At 42.2% G+C, this 16,070-nt stretch carries 13 protein-coding genes, 1 tRNA gene and 2 rRNA genes (1 of these 16 cut by a window edge); 10 read left to right on the top strand and 6 right to left on the bottom strand.

Annotated features, from left to right (window positions below; genetic code table 11):
• The first annotated feature begins 19 nt into the window (after positions 1 to 19).
• The 3 genes from ATHSA_RS02700 (at position 20) to nuoF (ending at position 2,223) form a co-directional block, all read left to right on the top strand.
• Positions 20 to 107 (top strand) — tRNA-Ser (locus ATHSA_RS02700).
• Positions 108 to 154: 47 nt separating this feature from the next.
• Complete coding sequence (locus tag ATHSA_RS02695) at positions 155 to 643, top strand: NADH-quinone oxidoreductase subunit NuoE family protein (protein ID WP_161847637.1); 489 nt, start codon at positions 155 to 157, stop codon at positions 641 to 643.
• Positions 640 to 2,223: an NADH-quinone oxidoreductase subunit NuoF gene (gene nuoF / locus ATHSA_RS02690; protein ID WP_161847636.1), complete on the top strand. Its 1,584-nt coding sequence runs from the start codon at positions 640 to 642 to the stop codon at positions 2,221 to 2,223. The genes ATHSA_RS02695 and nuoF overlap by 4 nt, the downstream gene beginning before the upstream one ends.
• Positions 2,224 to 2,315: 92 nt before the next feature.
• Here the strand turns inward: nuoF and ATHSA_RS02685 are convergent, their stop codons facing one another.
• The 4 genes from ATHSA_RS02685 to hrcA are packed head-to-tail and all read right to left on the bottom strand — an operon-like array spanning position 2,316 to position 6,127.
• The gene (locus tag ATHSA_RS02685) at positions 2,316 to 3,419 is read right to left on the bottom strand and encodes an RMD1 family protein (protein WP_161847635.1); all 1,104 of its coding nucleotides are present in this window, start codon (positions 3,417 to 3,419) and stop codon (positions 2,316 to 2,318) included.
• A 13-nt stretch (positions 3,420 to 3,432) separates the two neighbouring features.
• Positions 3,433 to 4,557: a molecular chaperone DnaJ gene (dnaJ, locus tag ATHSA_RS02680; RefSeq protein ID WP_232060113.1), complete on the bottom strand. Its 1,125-nt coding sequence runs from the start codon at positions 4,555 to 4,557 to the stop codon at positions 3,433 to 3,435.
• Positions 4,554 to 5,081: a nucleotide exchange factor GrpE gene (locus ATHSA_RS02675; protein WP_197739205.1), complete on the bottom strand. Its 528-nt coding sequence runs from the start codon at positions 5,079 to 5,081 to the stop codon at positions 4,554 to 4,556. Before ATHSA_RS02675 ends, dnaJ begins: the two co-directional genes overlap by 4 nt.
• 5 nt (positions 5,082 to 5,086) lie before the next feature.
• Positions 5,087 to 6,127 (bottom strand): heat-inducible transcriptional repressor HrcA, encoded by a 1,041-nt coding sequence (gene hrcA / locus ATHSA_RS02670; protein WP_161847634.1) that lies wholly within the window; start codon positions 6,125 to 6,127, stop codon positions 5,087 to 5,089.
• 85 nt (positions 6,128 to 6,212) lie between these two features.
• Between hrcA and ATHSA_RS02665 the strand changes: the two genes are divergently transcribed.
• The 7 genes from ATHSA_RS02665 (at position 6,213) to arcA (ending at position 14,073) form a co-directional block, all read left to right on the top strand.
• A complete protein-coding gene (locus ATHSA_RS02665) occupies positions 6,213 to 6,842 on the top strand; it encodes a phosphatase PAP2 family protein (protein WP_161847633.1) in 630 nt (209 codons plus the stop codon).
• Positions 6,839 to 7,747, top strand: coding sequence for an RluA family pseudouridine synthase (locus tag ATHSA_RS02660; protein ID WP_161847632.1), 909 nt, complete (start codon positions 6,839 to 6,841; stop codon positions 7,745 to 7,747). Before ATHSA_RS02665 ends, ATHSA_RS02660 begins: the two co-directional genes overlap by 4 nt.
• Complete coding sequence (locus ATHSA_RS02655; protein ID WP_161847631.1) at positions 7,735 to 8,559, top strand: MBL fold metallo-hydrolase; 825 nt, start codon at positions 7,735 to 7,737, stop codon at positions 8,557 to 8,559. Before ATHSA_RS02660 ends, ATHSA_RS02655 begins: the two co-directional genes overlap by 13 nt.
• Before the next feature lie 101 nt (positions 8,560 to 8,660).
• Entirely contained in the window at positions 8,661 to 10,340 is a 1,680-nt protein-coding gene (locus tag ATHSA_RS02650; protein WP_161847630.1) for an ABC transporter permease, read from the top strand.
• Between the two features lie 14 nt (positions 10,341 to 10,354).
• Positions 10,355 to 11,635 carry an ABC transporter ATP-binding protein gene (locus ATHSA_RS02645; protein ID WP_161847629.1) on the top strand — a complete coding sequence of 427 codons (1,281 nt, stop codon included), beginning with the start codon at positions 10,355 to 10,357 and terminating at the stop codon, positions 11,633 to 11,635.
• A gap of 11 nt (positions 11,636 to 11,646) precedes the next feature.
• Positions 11,647 to 12,855 carry an adenosylhomocysteinase gene (locus ATHSA_RS02640; RefSeq protein ID WP_161847628.1) on the top strand — a complete coding sequence of 403 codons (1,209 nt, stop codon included), beginning with the start codon at positions 11,647 to 11,649 and terminating at the stop codon, positions 12,853 to 12,855.
• A gap of 9 nt (positions 12,856 to 12,864) precedes the next feature.
• Positions 12,865 to 14,073, top strand: a complete 1,209-nt coding sequence (gene arcA, locus ATHSA_RS02635; protein WP_161847627.1) for an arginine deiminase — start codon at positions 12,865 to 12,867, stop codon at positions 14,071 to 14,073.
• Between the two features lie 32 nt (positions 14,074 to 14,105).
• Here the strand turns inward: arcA and rrf are convergent.
• Both rrf and ATHSA_RS02625 read right to left on the bottom strand, forming a co-directional pair.
• Positions 14,106 to 14,223, bottom strand: a 5S ribosomal RNA gene (gene rrf, locus ATHSA_RS02630).
• Between the two features lie 31 nt (positions 14,224 to 14,254).
• Positions 14,255 to 16,070, bottom strand: a 23S ribosomal RNA gene (locus tag ATHSA_RS02625); it runs 1,112 nt beyond the window's last position.

Here is a 16,070-nt window from a genome sequence, read left to right as displayed (position 1 = left end):
TGTTAAAATAACAAAAGACGGAGGTGTGCCCGAATCGGCTAAGGGGCCGGTCTTGAAAACCGGTGGCACTAAGTGCCTTCTGGGTTCGAGTCCCAGCACCTCCGCCATTTAGTAAAGCCAATCTTGTTAAAAAAATCACTAATGGAGGGGTACCATGGAAATGGAAAAGGTCGAGATTTTGAGGAGTAGAATAAAAGAAGTGAAAACGCAACAGGTTGAAAAAGGGGATATGATCTTAAGTTCACTTCATCTGGCTCAGGAATTATTTGAAAATTCGATCCCTCTCGAAGCGGCCGAGGCGATAGCGGAAGAATTAGACGTCAAGATAGAAAGAATCTATGAACTCGCAACCTTTTACAGCATGTACTCTACCAAACCAAGAGGAAAACATCTCATAAGACTGTGCGAAAGTCTTCCCTGTCATGTAGTTGAAGGTCCACAAATAGAAAAAAAATTAAAGGATATTTTGAAAATCGATTTTGGTCAGACGACAAGGGATGGTCTTTTTACACTCGAGCAAACATCGTGCCTTGGAATATGTGGTGTTGGCCCCGTTATGATGATAGATGGAGATACCTACGGAAACCTCACGGTCGAATCGATCGAGGGGATAATCGAAAAGTACAGGGGTGATAGAAAATGAAGGCAATGACCGTTTTATTTTCCACTGATTCCAACAGTTTACTTAACGGTTCAAGATCCTACGAAGAGACGATGAAGGAGTGGGTTAAAGAATACAACCTTTCCAAAATGGTAGACGTTATAGAAACTGGGACCTTTGGATTTTACGGAAAAGGTGTTCTGTTCCAGGTTCTTCCCGAAGACATTTATTATTTGGTCTCTTCGATCGACGATTTAGAAAAAATATTCAACGAACACATTCTAAAGGGTAGGATCGTTTCCAAATTCCTTGTGGAGAAAGAAAAGATAAGACCTGCAAAAGGGATGGAATTGAAAGAAACAAGAATAGTCCTTCGAAATGCCGGTCTTATAGATCCAGAAAATATAAAAGAATACATAGCAAGAGATGGATACAAAGCGCTTTATAACGCTTTGAAAATGAAGCCGATGGACGTCATAGAAATGATAAAAGCCTCGGGATTGAGAGGAAGAGGCGGCGCAGGATTTCCGACGGGGTTGAAATGGGAAATGACCTTTAAGGCAAAGGACAGTAAAAAGTATGTACTTTGCAACGCCGATGAAGGAGAGCCGGGCACCTTCAAAGACAGATTGATACTCGAGGGGGATCCACACTCCATTATAGAAGCCATGGCAATAGCGGGGTATTCAATAGGCGCGGACATCGGGTATATATACATAAGGGGTGAATACTACAATTCTATAAAGAAAATCCAAAAAGCAATAAATGACGCGAAAGAATACGGATTGCTTGGCAAGAACATCTTCGGAAGTGACTTCTCCTTTGACATAGCCATAAGGCCAGGTGCGGGATCTTACGTTGTCGGAGACGAGACCGCGCTTATGGAATCGCTCGAGGGAAAGGCTGGCAGACCAAGGATTAAGCCTCCTTATCCGACAGATCACGGACTTTACGGAAAGCCTACCCTTATAAACAACGTCGAAACTTTTGCGAATGTTCCATGGATAATTTTAAATGGGCCGGATGCCTTCAGAAGGTATGGTACCGAAAAATCAAAGGGAACAAAGGTCTTTTCACTCGTCGGAAATGTTGTGAACAGAGGTATCGTTGAACTCCCGATGGGATGCACCCTTAGAGAACTCATATATGGCTTTGGGGGCGGGGTTGCAAATGGAAGAAGTTTGAAGATGGTTCAGACCGGAGGAACGGCCGGTACCTTTGTGAAGCCGGACAAACTCGATATTCCCGTGGATTATGAATCAATAAAGGATGGTATATCCCTGGGATCGGGATCAATTCTCGTTATCGATGATCAAAATAAGGCGATCGACATAGCAAAAAAGGCCGTCAAATTTTATATGCATGAATCATGCGGAAAGTGTACGCCTTGCAGGGAAGGCACAAGAGATCTTTACATATTGTTGGATAGAATTTCAAAGGGAATGGGAAAGAAAGAGGATATCGAGAGGATAAAAACACTTTCTACGGAGATAAGTGATACTTCCTTCTGTGGCCTTGGTCAGTCTATAAATTTGCCACTTGTCAGTCTTTACGACAATTTCAAAGATGAATTCTTAGAACTTGTTACCAAAATCAAGCCCCAAAATATACTTAAAACTTAAAAGGTATACTGAAACAATTTTGCCGAATTGCAGCGATGTCAGATAATGGCATGTGGCGGGGGGCGCGTAGAAAAAAACAGCGATTTAAAGTTTTACTTGAAGAATGCTAAAAGTTCTATGAAGATGAGTATTATAACGACTATTTCGAGGAAATTGTCGAATGCGTGTGAAAGGTTGTACTGGATCATGTTGTACGTATCGTTGACCACTTCGAGTTTCCTTTCCACGCTTTCTTCCCACAAATTCAATCCAAAAATTTGTCTTGCGTTCATGTATACTCTCGCGTAGTAAACATCTTCGGTTACGTGAATTGCGTTTTTGGCGTGCTCAACGGCCGATTTAACTTCTACATTTAGGGCGATAAGTTTTTTGCTTGCGTTGTTATGTTTTCTTATTTTGAAGATCTCCATGAGCGAATTGTTTGGCTTATCATTCAAGTTTATCTCATGCATTCTTACCTCGAGCAATTCATCGTAGTATCTTATCGTTACGAGTTGCGTGTTCAAAAAGTCAAGGATGTCTATTATGTCATCGCTGCCTTCGGGATCGTAGACGAATGAACTGTCATTTGTTATAACCACGAGGTCATCTGCGTAATAAGAAAATGCATGTCTGAAAGTTCTGTTTTTCACCTGAACACTTAGTTTCTTATCGCTTTTGTGCAATAACTCTGGCAAATCTTTGTATTCATTCAAAAGTTCTCTTGCCTTTACAGGCCTATCGAAATTTTCCACATAATAGATTATATGCTCAAGGGTTGGAGAGAACTTTTCGTACCTTCCCTTGAAAACAGGACTTAGAATGTTTATTCCGTTTTTGAAATATTCTTCTACTTTAAAACTTTCATTCGGATTGGAAAGATACTCTTTTTGAACTTTTGTGAAAAAGGAAGTCGGAATATCCCCTTCCACATCCATCTGGACAATAACCGTCATCGTACCAAGTTCATTTATTTCGAGTTTAACGGTTACTTTTACATCATTTTCGTCAATTTTGAGATGATATTCATCTATATAAAGTTGAATAGGGGGATTTTGTATCTCTATGACATCCGATCCTACCCTCTCAAATCTCATCTTCTTTATGCCTTTAAAATTGGAAGAAAAGGAAATTACCTTTTCAAGGTCTGCAGAATCGGCGATGTTGTAAATTTTGTAATAATATATCCTCGCCTTTCTTATTCTTAATTCATCCATAGGTCCTTCACTCCTATCTGAAGAAACCATGCCTCTTATTGTTTACCCCAGAGTGAGAAAGTTCCGCATATTTTCTCAAAAGTTCCTCCTGATCTTTGGAAAGTCTCTTGGGTATAACCACATTTACCTTTACAACATGATCCCCGCGGGACCCTCCATTCGGCGATGGAAAGCCCTTTCCTTTTAATTTGAGAATGGTATTTGGCTGTGTGCCCGGAGGAATCGAAAGAACCTCCTTGCCTTCAAGGCCTTCTATCTCTACTTCCGATCCCAAAGCGGCCTGGGCAAAGTCTATGTCTACCTCGCTGTAAGCGTCCCGTCCCTCTCTTTTTATTCCCGGAATATCTTTGACTCTCAAAATGACGAAGAGATCTCCGTACGGTCCACCATTTTCTCCGGCGTGACCTCCATTTGGAATTCTCAATCTTCCTCCATCCTCAACGCCGGGAGGAACTCTTACCTTTATCTTCTTTTTGACAATTACCTTTCCCCGTCCACCACACACGGGACATTTTTCAGTTATTATCTTTCCACTTCCACCGCACATATCGCACGTTGTCTGCGTTGTCACAACACCGAAAAATGTCCTTTGCTGGACGCGTAAAACTCCCGTTCCATGACACTTCGGACAGGTCTTGAAGGCCGTTCCATCCTTTGCACCGGTACCGTGACATGCCTGACAGGTTTCGTATCTCGTGTATTCTATCTCTTTTTCAGAACCATAGAGCACATCTTTTACGTCTATTTGAATCGTCAGATAAATATCCTCTCCTCTGAGACTCCTCGAAACATTCTCCTCACGGCGCATTCCTTGGCCAAAGAACATGTTAAATATATCTTCAAAGCCACCGAATAAATCTTCCTGGTTAAAAGTTTGTCCTGTGCCACCAAAGTTTTCCTGTGGCTGGCCAACATATCCAAATCTATCGTACTGAGCCCTCTTTTGAGGATCTGAGAGGACTTCATAAGCCTCATGTATCTCTTTGAATTTAGCCTCGGCCTCCTCTTTGTTTTCAGGATGGAGATCGGGGTGCCATTTTTTGACGAGATCTTTGTACGCCTTTTTTATGTCATCGGTAGAGGCGTCTTTAGAAACGCCAAGAATTTCGTAATAATCTTTCTTTGCCAAAATTATCATCCCTCATTCGAATTTGAAGAATCGTGCATGGCTACCTTTACCTTTGCGGGTCTTATAACTTTGTTTCTGAACTTGTAGCCATTTTGCGTTACTTCCACTATGTCCCAATCTTCATGATTCGGACTTTCAACACGTTCAATGGCATCGTGTTCAAATGGATCGAATTTCCCATTTGCTTCTATCTTCTTCAATCCTTCGGCCTCGAGGGTATTTTTGAATTTTTTGTACATCATCTGAAGTGCCACGTAATCGAGCGAATCTTTATTACTGAAATTGTTCAAAAGTCTTTCCATTTCGTCGAGCACTTCCACGAGTTTTTCGACGAGTTTTTGATTCGCATAACTTATGGCGTAATTTACCTCTTCTTCTTTTTCTCTCCTTAGATTTTCAAGAGATGCCTTCATTCTTTTGGCATATTCTTCAAGTTCTTTATTTCTCTTTTCATACTCTTCTATGATTTGATTTTTATTTTCACTTTCCTTATTTTCATTTATTTTTGCGCTATTTTCATTTTTTTCTTCCACATTTATCACCTCTTCGTTTCATTTATTCTCGAAAGAAAGGTCAGCAATTCCGTCAGCCTATTTCCAATGTACCAAGTGAGTTTTATTATCCTTTGATAATCTATTGACTTCGTTCCTATAGATATGACATAACCTATCTCTTCGTTAAAAACTTTGTAAGGCACTATGAAAGATGCAAAAGATTCCATATTAGGTTGCGGATGCTCACTTCCTATGAAGATCTTTATGTCTTCGACCTTTCCATAATCCTGCAAAAATTTGTAAAACTTATTTGGTGTTTCAAGAGTTCTCAAAAGATTTCTTAAGACATTTTGATCTATACTTTCATCGTCTATAAGATTTTCTATGCCTCTTATTATATATTTGTCCTCTCCAGAATCTTCTATAAGGTTTTTGAGAATCTCTATCGTGCTCTCAACATTTGTACCATGCCATCTGTCTTCTTCAAATCGGGATCCGATTATATTCGCACGTATCTCATCTATCGTTCTTCCAACGATGGCCGTGTTTAACATTCTCTCTATTTCCCTGATATTTTCATCCGTTAACTTTTTGGGTATAGTCTGATTTTTGATCATTCCAAGTTCTGTAAAGAGAACGACTGTGATATAATCTTCAAAGGTTCTGTGAATTTTTATAGCCTTTATCTTCATCCTGTCTGAAACAGGTTTGGTTATTATGATCATAACCGGAACGGTCCTGACCAGAAGAGTAGAAACTCTATTTATGACCTGATCGAAGTTACCCTGAGGATAATTCGGAAAGATCTCCATGTCTTTTGAAGTTTTCATGTCCTGGGATATCTCGAAGATGGAATCAACGTAAAAACGATATCCCTTATCCGTAGGGACCCTTCCGGAAGATGTGTGAATATGTTTAACGTAATCGAGATACTCGAGTTTTCTTAAATCGTTTCTTACAGTTGCACTGCTGTGAGAAATATTCGTATTCTCGATTACCCTTTCCGAACTGACAGGTTTTTTGGTTTTTATGTATTCATTAACAACACAAAAAAGTACCTTTTTCTGCCTTTCATTCAGTTCCATTCGATCACCTTAGCACTCTATTAAATCGAGTGCTAAATATATAGTACTACATTTAAAAGCAAATGTCAAGGAAGGAGTGTTTGTTTTGAGAAAATTTTGGTGGTATTTTTCATGGTTTGTGATATTTTTGGGAATAGGCATCTTGCTGGGATTGATCGAAAAGTTTGGATTCGCAAATGGTCTCAATATTTTCGTCGAAAAAGCCGTCATAGGGATGAGGCATCACATTCTAAATCCATATTTTATAGCCGTTGCCAAGTACACAGACACCATCTACGATATCGTTATAGGGCTCATCGTAGTTGTGATACTCTCTTTGCTTAAAAAATGGAGAGAACCGCTCATGCTTTTTATATCTTTGACTTTGGCCGGAATTCTAATAGAAGGTCTTAAATACATTTACGCAATCCCGCGTCCAAATCTGTCCCAACTCGTTCCGGAGACATCTTATTCATTTCCAAGCGGCCATAGCGTCGGCGCATTTGCGCTTTATGGCATGATCGCTTATTTTGTTTTGAAATCGAAATTGCCGAAGGCCCTCTCTTGGACTATATCGATCGTAATTTCTCTCTTCATCTTGTCTATTCTTTACGATAGGCTTTACGTTGGCGTTCACTGGTTACTCGACGTTATCGGCGGGGCCTCAATAGGAATTGCCTGCATGATAATCGCTATTGGTATAGTTAAAAGCATAAAGGGACCGAAAAAGGCATGAATCAAAATTTCTTTTTTACCGAGATAATCGAAGAGAGGGACGAAGAAAGGCTTGATAAATTTTTAAGGAGAAAGTATCCCTCGATAAGGTTATCGGCCCTTCAAAGTTTTATAAGATCGGGAAAAGTCACCGTTGATGGGAAGAGGATAAAAAACGGTGCCGAAAGAATCAAAAAAGGGCAAAGAATACTCATAAAACTAAATGGCGATGAAGATGAAATAATGAAAAGATACGGTAGGCTTACGCCTACCCATCTTCCCATCAAAATGGACATAGAAGTGCTGTACGAAGATGATGATATTGTGGCTTTCAACAAACCCTCGGGTTTATCGGTCCAACCGGGCACCAAGGTCGAAAAGTCTCTTTACAACGTTCTAATCGGAAAAATGAAAGAATTTTTCTTTGTTCATAGACTTGATAAGTACACATCTGGTATAATAATCGTCGCAAAGAACTACGATACGGCAAAAAAACTTTCTTACATGATTTCCTCTCGTCAGGTAGACAAAAAATACATCACGCTTGTCAAGGGTCTTCTAAAAGAAGAAAAAGAGATAACGACTCCAATTGACGATAAATCCGCATTCACGCGTGTAAGACCTATAGATTTTTTCACGGGATACACACTTGTTGAGGCGGAAATTTTAACAGGGCGAAGGCATCAAATAAGAAGGCATCTTTCGTTGATAAACTTTCCAGTTGTCGGAGACGATCTCTACGGCGATAGAGAAGACAACAAAAAATTTAGAAGCACTTATAAACTCAAGGGATATTTTCTACACTGCTCAGAGATATCTTTGACTCATCCAAATAAAAATTCCAAAATCACGATCAAATCTCCTCTTGATAAAGAAAAAAATGAGATTCTTACAAAACTTAGACAGGAGGGGTCATGGAAAGAATAAATGAATCTCTTTTTGTAAAAAGAGGAAACACAAATGTTGGCGTGATAGAATACGAAGGGAAAAGATATCTTATAGACACGGGATCGAATGAGAAGTTCGCAAAGGAGATCTCCGAAGAAGTGGGAAGGATCGACTTTGTGTTCAACACGCACTCACATGCCGATCATATTCAGGGGAATCGTTTTTTCGCGCTAAAAGGTGCGAGTATTTACGCAGATGAAAGGGAAAGATTTCTCATAGAAAATCCATCCATGGAATCATTTTACCTTTACGGAGCAAACCCTCCGAAGGCATTGAAGAGATCTTTTTTCGAGGCAAAAGAGTCTCAAGTGAAAAGTTTTAGCGATTTTAAAATGTCAGGTTTTGAATTCGTTCCCCTTCCCGGTCATTCAGTTGGAATGACGGGTATAAGGTTTGGAAATGTACTCTTTTGCGGTGATGCGTATTTTGGAGAGGAAATAGTAAAGAAATATCTTTATCCTTACCTTATAAACGTTAAAGAATTCATAAACTCAATTGAAAAAATAGAAAACTCAAATATGGATCTGTACATTCCTTCTCACGGTCAGCCATCGTCAGATCCATCTCACGATATAAAGGCGACAAAAGACGCGCTGAATAACTTTATAAGTATGACCTTTGATCTTTTAAAGACTCCAAAAAGTGTTGAAGAAATTTGCTTTGAAATGAATGTGCCTCTAAATTTCGGTACATTTTACCTTTTCAGATCCTTTGAAAGCGCGATACTTTCATATTTAGAAGAAAAAGGTGAGATTTCAAATATTTCTTACGGAAAGTGGGCAAAAATTTAGAATCAATTTACTCAATATTCAGAATTCAAGCCTAAATATTTTCACACGCGATGTGTTAAGATTTTTTCACCGTCAGCAGGAGGTGTTGGAGATGATCGACAATGGTTCGTGCGATCGAGAAGAAGATCCTCCACTTTTCAATTTACGATGCAGTTGTAGTGGCGATACTCGTATTTTTAACGTGGGGAGTTATAGAACTCGCCACGAGATGGACCGGCACGATGGTCGCACAAGCGACGATCTCTATGTCGCCCATAGCCTTGATAGGCTATACACTTCTTTCAATGTCGAGGGGCTTTATAGCCTATGGATTCTCTTTGATCTTTACCCTTACCTACGGTTATGCGGCCGCGCGTAACAGATACGCAGAACGTCTTTTAATCCCTCTTCTTGATATCCTACAATCAGTGCCAGTTTTAGGATTCCTCCCCGGAGTTTTACTCGCCATGATAGCCATCTTCCCACATAGCAATATAGGACTTGAACTTGCCTCGATAATCATGATCTTCACAGGACAGGTATGGAATATGACCTTCAGTTTTTACCAGTCTTTAAAATCCATCCCGCGTGATTTGATAGAAGCATCCAAGATCTACGGATTCTCAAAGTGGAAGATCTTTTGGAACGTTGAGGTGCCATATTCGATGCCCGGCCTTGTGTGGAATAGCATGATGTCGATGGCCGGAGGATGGTTCTTTCTCGTCGTATCCGAATACTTTTCTCTTGGAGACAAAACCTTTATCCTCCCGGGCGTTGGATCTTACATGGGAGTTGCCATGGACAAAGGATACGTTCCAGGAGAAATTTACGCGATAATAGCGATGATGCTAATGATTCTCGCGATAGACTTCTTCTTCTGGAGACCCATAGTCGCATGGGCAGACAAATTCAAAATGGACGAGGTTGCTTCCGAAGATGAACCAAAATCTCTCATTTTGAAAGTACTTAAAAGTTCTCACGCGCTCATGTTTTTCAGAGAACTTACAACTTTGAGAAAAATAACTCCAAAGTTCAAACCAAGAGTGATATCTGGTGATTACCAAAGAGATGAAAGCAGATGGGGAAATATACTCTTTTATTCCATCATTGGACTGATTTCATTCTTTGGCATATGGAAACTTTTATCTTTCTTTTCGAGTATTAAAGGATCTGAATTGTTAACGATTCTCTTTGCCGATGGTATAACGGGTTTGCGTGTATACACGGCAGTTGCCATATCCATGTGGGCATTGCCCGTTGGTATAATCATAGGGAAGAACATGAGACTATCGAAAAGATTGCAGCCGGTAATCCAGATGATAGCATCCTTCCCGGCTCCAATGATATATCCGTGGTTTGTTTTGATCTTCCCAAATTTGAATTGGAGTTCTATAATCTTGATGTTACTCGGAACCCAGTGGTACATCCTTTTCAATGTCATAGCGGGTGCATCTGCCATACCGAATCAATTGAAGGAAGCGGCAAAAATGCTTAAATTCACAAAAAAAGAACTTTGGTTTAACCTTTACATACCATCCGTCCTGCCCTATCTCATAACCGGTATGATAACGGCGGCTGGAGGAGCATGGAATGCGAGCATTGTCGCTGAATACATGGTCGTCGGAGGTCATACCTACACCGCTACGGGGATAGGATACCTTATAAATGTCTTCACGAACAATAACCAGATGAATTTGCTTGCCTTATCTGTTATAGTAATGTCCGTTGGAGTGGTAACGATAAACAAATTAATGTGGAGACCTCTTCAGAAATGGTCAACTGAAAAATTCAAATTTGATTGAAAGGAGGTCAAAAGATGGGCGTACCGATAATAGAATTAAAAGACGTTTCCGTGAAATTTAGAATGAGCGGTGGGGCTTATTTCGTGGGTCTCGAATCGATAAATTTAAAAATAGATCCCGGGAAAATAGTTGCCATTCTTGGGCCATCTGGTGCTGGCAAATCAACGCTTCTTAGGATTATAACGGGTCTCCTAAGGCCTACCTCTGGAAGCGTTTACTACAAGGGAAAATTACAATTAGGCGTTAACGATCGGATGGCAATGGTTTTTCAAAATTTTGCGCTTTTCCCGTGGAAGACCGTCAGCGAGAATATAGCCTTAGGGATAAAAGAAGAGATGGATCCAGAGGAAAAGAAAAAATTAATAGCAAATGTCATAGATATGATAGGCCTCGAAGGATTTGAAGACGTCTATCCTCGGGAACTTTCGGGAGGAATGAAACAGAGGGTAGGTTTCGCAAGGGCGCTTGTTTCAAAGCCAGAGGTTTTGTGCATGGACGAGCCATTCAGTGCCCTCGACGCTTTAACCGCGGAGAACTTAAGGGAGGAAATCTTAGACATATGGTCAAAGGGTATTTCGGGCCTTACGAATGTCATAATCGTCACCCACAATATAAATGAGGCCGTCTACATGGCAGACGATATAGTCATCCTGACTTCAAATCCGGGCAGCATAAAGGCCATATACCACAACTCTTTACCTTTTCCAAGAGATCAAAAGTCTTCAGCCTTTCTTAAAACCGTTGACACCATCTACAATGTCTTGACCGCAAATATAATGCCAGATGTTCCTGAAATGCCATCGGAAAAAGAAAAATTATCTCCGATACCTCATGCCGCCGTCAGCGAAATAATAGGGCTTCTCGAGGTGTTAGACGACAACAAAGGGAAACTCGATCTTTTTGATCTGTCAGACGAGATAAAAAGAGATTTTGGAACGACCATATCTATAGCGCTTGCCGCCGAAATGCTGGGTTTTGTTGAAACTCCAAGTCATGAGGTGATCTTCACAAAACTCGGTAAAAGATTTCTCGATGCCGATGTTAACGAAAGAAAGTTGATCTTCAAAGAACAAATATTGAAGATACCAATCATAAAAATCATCTTTGATATGATAGTAAAAAGTGAAAATGGAGTTATAACTCGCGAGGAACTTGAAGAGTTTCTTTCCGAAAAATTCCCAAATGAAAATCCAGAGGAACTTTTCGATACGATCATAAATTTCGCAATGTACGCAGAAGTTTTGGATTACGATTCAAGAGATGAAGAGATCTCTCTCATATCTCAAAAAGTTTAAGGAGGTAAAAAATGGAGATAGGCAGCGCGAAATTGGAATGGGTAGCAAGTAGAATGAAAGTCATAAACAAACTCGTTGACAAATACCAATCAGAAAGCCCACTAAGGGGAATAAGGATTGCAGTTTCAGTCCATCTCGAGGCAAAAACGGGATACCTTGCCCTATCCCTTGCAAAACTCGGTGGTGAGGTCTTTGTGACCGGATCGAATCCTTTAAGCACTCAAGATGAAATTGTCAGTGAGTTAAGGCACAGAGGATTAACCGTCAACGCCCAGAGAACACATGACGTGGATGTTTACAAAAAGAACCTTCAGTTAACTTTGGATTCGAAGCCCAACATAATAATAGACGATGGAGCCGATCTGACCATAACAGTTCATCAAGAAAGAAAAGAACTTCTAAAAGATCTTTGGGGAGTATGTGAAGAGACGACAACAGGCGTCAAAAGGCTTAGAGCCCTTCAAAATGAAAAACAGTTAATGGTTCCGGCAATCGCCGTCAACGATGCTCAAACCAAATACCTTTTCGACAACAGATACGGTACCGGTCAATCCGTATGGGATTCGATAACGAGAAATACCAATTTGAACATCGCCGAAAAGAGAGTCGTTGTCGCAGGATATGGTTGGTGCGGAAAAGGTGTCGCGATGAGGGCAAAGGGCCTTGGCGCAAGGGTTATTGTTACAGAGGTAGATCCCATAAAGGCACTTGAAGCCGTCATGGATGGATTTGACGTTATGGAAATGAATGAGGCTGCAAAGATTGGAGACATCTTTGTGACAACGACGGGAAATACCGATGTCATAAGGAAGGAACATTTTGAAGTGATGAAGGATGGAGCCATACTTTCAAATGCCGGTCACTTTGACGTCGAAGTATCAGTAAAAGATCTTGAAATTATCTCCAAATCAAAGCGTGAAGCACGTCCCAACATAACCGAATACGAAGTCAACGGAAGACACCTTTACCTTATTGCCGACGGGAGACTCGTAAATCTTGCCGCTGCCGATGGACATCCGGTAGAAATAATGGATCTTTCATTTTCCGTTCAACTCTTAAGTGCAATAAAAATAGCGAAGGATCACAAAAAAATGGAAAATAAGGTTTACTCCGTTCCACAGGAAATAGATTACGAAATAGCGCAGGCAAAACTCGATTTACTTGGAATAAAGATAGATTCACTGACAGAAAAGCAACGTAAGTACCTAAAAAGTATATAGGAGGATGCATTGAAACCATACGTATACAACGAAGTTGGAAAATTGAAAGTGGTCTTACTTCACAGACCGGGAAAGGAGATAGAAAATCTAACTCCCTCTTCTCTGCAAGATCTTTTATTCGATGACATACCATATCTCACAGTTGCGCAGAGCGAACATGACGTTATGGCATCGGTCTTAAAAAGCAGGGAAGTTGAGGTTCTATACGTCGAGGATCTCATCTCGACTGTACTTAAAGATCAGGAAATAAAGGAAAGATTTTTGGACGATTTCATAGTCTTCAACAACATAAACAGCCTCGAACTTGCGCAGAGTATAAGAAAATTCTTTCTAAATTTAGATCAAGAAAAATTCATCGAAAAGATAATCTGCGGTCTCAGATCGAATGAAATAGATATGCAGAATTCTTCTCTTTCGGCACAGGTAAGAAAAGAATATCCTTTTTTCATCAAACCAATGGTCAACCTTTACTTTCAGCGCGATCCGGTCGCGACGATAGGAAAAGGAGTTTCGATCAACAGAATGTCTACAGGCACGAGAAGGCGTGAGGCTCTTCTTATGGATTACGTGTACAAATACCATCCACTTTTTAAAGATGAGGAAATCCCAAGGTATTACAATTTAAGCGATCCATTCTTCATAGAAGGTGGAGACATACTCATTCTAAGTCCAAAAGTGCTTGCCATTGGCATTTCGGAAAGAACGGAGCCGGAGGCCGTTGAATTGATATCGAAAAGGATCTTCGCAAAAGAAAGATTTGAAACGATACTTGCATTTGTCATACCACAAACGCGGGCTTTTATGCATCTGGACACGATCTTCACGATGATGGACGTCGATAAATTCGTTATACATCCAAAATTGACAGATGAGATAGAGATCTTCTCAATAAAGAACATCAAAGGAGATCTAAAAATAGAATCTGAGAATGGAAAACTTTCCAATATACTCAAAAAACATCTCAAATTAAGTGGGATAGAAATGGTAAAGTGTGGAGGAGAAGATCCCATAGTCCAGGACAGGGAACAATGGAGTGATGGTTCAAATGTCTTTGCGATATGTCCGGGTACGGTCATAACCTATTCAAGAAATTACGTGACAAACAAGTTGTTAAGAAAAGCGGGCATAGAGGTAATAGAAATACCATCGAGCGAACTATCAAGAGGCCGCGGTGGGCCAAGATGCATGACGATGCCAATTGTAAGAGAGGATATATAAAAACGGGACCTATAAGGTCCCGTTACAAATAAGCCGGGCAATAACCTACTCTTGCAAAGGGTCGCCCCCTTACTACCATCGGCCCGGACTGGCTTAACGGCCGTATTCGGAATGGGAACGGGTGTTTCCCAGTCCGGTATCCTCACCCGGCATAACAGTCATTCAAAACTGAATAGAGTTTCAGGTTAAGGCCTTGGGTTATTAGTACCGGTCGGCTCTACATGTCACCATGCCTCCACCTCCGGCCTATCAAGGTCCTGTTCTCGAACCACCCTTACCTCTTTCGAGTGGGAGACCTTATCTTGGGGTTTGCTTCGCGCTTAGATGCTTTCAGCGCTTATCAATTTGCACTTGGCTACCCAGCTTATACCCCTGGCAGGATAGCTGGTACACCATTGGTACATTCACCCCGGTCCTCTCGTACTGGGGGCGACTCCCCTCAAGTCTCCTTCGCCTACGGTAGATAGGGACCGAACTGTCTCACGACGTTCTGAACCCAACTCACGTACCGCTTTAATGGGCGAACAGCCCAACCCTTGGGACCTGCTTCAGCCCCAGGATGCGATGAGTCGACATCGAGGTGCCAAACACCGTCGTCGATGTGAACTCTCGGACGGTATCAGCCTGTTATCCCCAGAGTAACTTTTGTCCGTTTAGCCATGGCCCTTCCATTCAGTGCCACAGGATCACTAAGACCCGCTTTCGCGTCTGCTCGAGCCGTCGCTCTCACAGTCAGGCCACCTTTTGCCTTTGCACTCAACGGCTGATTACCAACCAGCCTGAGGTGACCTTTGTACGCCTCCGTTACCTTTTGGGAGGCGACCGCCCCAGTCAAACTGCCCGCCTGACACTGTCCTCTGCCACCTTCAGTGGCTCAAGTTAGCACTCCAACACATCAAGGGTGGTATCCCACCGCCGGCTCCCCGTCCCCTGACGAGAACGGTTCTCAGCCTCCCACCTATCCTGTACATGATGCGCTAAAGCACAATATCAGGGTACAGTCAAGCTTCATGGGGTCTTTCCGTCTAGCCGTAGGTACCGGGCATCTTCACCCGGATTGTAGTTTCACCGAGCCTCCCGCTAAGACAGTGCCCAGATCGTTACGCCATTCATGCACGTCGGAACTTGCCCGACAAGGAATTTCGCTACCTTAGGACCGTTATAGTTACGGCCGCCGTTTACCGGGGCTTCAGTTCACCGCTCATCACGGCTCCCCTTAACCTTCCGGTGCTGGGCAGGCGTCAGACCCTATACCTCCTCTTTCGGAGTTCGCAGAGTCATGTGTTTTTGGTAAACAGTCGCCTGGGCCTTTCCACTGCGGCTTACAATTGCAGTTGCCCACAATCGTAAGCACCCCTTCTCCCGAAGTTACGGGGCTATTTTGCCTAGTTCCTTAGCGGAAGTTATCTCGTCCCCCTTAGCATTCTATGCCAGCCCACCTGTGTCGGTTTACAGAACGGTTTGAAAGCCTTCATCGTTTAGCGGTTTTTCTCGGCAGTGTGAATCTATACCGTCGCAACGCATCGCTGCGCCACTCCCCGTCACAGCTTACCTTCAGCGCGTGGTTTTGCCTGCGCGCCATGGCTCGCCGCTTAGATGGCCTTGCCACTTGACCACGGTACTTCTCCTCCTGCGTCACCACATCACTCCAGCTCCCAAGAACAGGAATATTAACCTGTTTCCCATCAGATACGGCTTTCGCCTTTTCCTTAGGGTCCCGCCTAACCCTGGGTGGACGAACCTTCCCCAGGTACCCTTGGGCTTCAGGGGGGGAGGATTCTCACCTCCCTCTCGCTACTCGGGCCTGCATCCACACTTGGACCTCGTCCAGCGCCCCTCACAGGTACGCCTTCTCCCTACTGTCCAACGCTCCCCTACCAACTTCTCAGTTCCGCAGTTTCGGCTCCTGACTTCAGCCCCCTTACATCTTCGGCGCAACGTGCCTCAACCAGTGAGCTGTTACGCACTCTTTTAAGGATGGCTGCTTCTAAGCCAAC

The sequence above is a fragment of the Athalassotoga saccharophila genome (assembly GCF_009936215.1).
In the GTDB taxonomy this organism is placed as follows: Bacteria; Thermotogota; Thermotogae; order Mesoaciditogales; family Mesoaciditogaceae; genus Athalassotoga; species Athalassotoga saccharophila.
This window is presented reverse-complemented; position numbering and strand designations above follow the sequence as displayed.

What these genes read in the sequence shown, in the direction of transcription:
- ATHSA_RS02695 (WP_161847637.1), top strand. Translation starts at nt 155, where the DNA reads ATGGAAATGGAAAAGGTCGAGATTTTGAGGAGTAGAATAAAAGAAGTG.
- nuoF (WP_161847636.1), top strand. Translation starts at nt 640, where the DNA reads ATGAAGGCAATGACCGTTTTATTTTCCACTGATTCCAACAGTTTACTT.
- ATHSA_RS02685 (WP_161847635.1), bottom strand. Translation starts at nt 3,419, where the DNA reads ATGGATGAATTAAGAATAAGAAAGGCGAGGATATATTATTACAAAATT.
- dnaJ (WP_232060113.1), bottom strand. Translation starts at nt 4,557, where the DNA reads ATGATAATTTTGGCAAAGAAAGATTATTACGAAATTCTTGGCGTTTCT.
- hrcA (WP_161847634.1), bottom strand. Translation starts at nt 6,127, where the DNA reads ATGGAACTGAATGAAAGGCAGAAAAAGGTACTTTTTTGTGTTGTTAAT.
- ATHSA_RS02660 (WP_161847632.1), top strand. Translation starts at nt 6,839, where the DNA reads ATGAATCAAAATTTCTTTTTTACCGAGATAATCGAAGAGAGGGACGAA.
- ATHSA_RS02655 (WP_161847631.1), top strand. Translation starts at nt 7,735, where the DNA reads ATGGAAAGAATAAATGAATCTCTTTTTGTAAAAAGAGGAAACACAAAT.
- ATHSA_RS02650 (WP_161847630.1), top strand. Translation starts at nt 8,661, where the DNA reads ATGGTTCGTGCGATCGAGAAGAAGATCCTCCACTTTTCAATTTACGAT.
- ATHSA_RS02645 (WP_161847629.1), top strand. Translation starts at nt 10,355, where the DNA reads ATGGGCGTACCGATAATAGAATTAAAAGACGTTTCCGTGAAATTTAGA.
- ATHSA_RS02640 (WP_161847628.1), top strand. Translation starts at nt 11,647, where the DNA reads ATGGAGATAGGCAGCGCGAAATTGGAATGGGTAGCAAGTAGAATGAAA.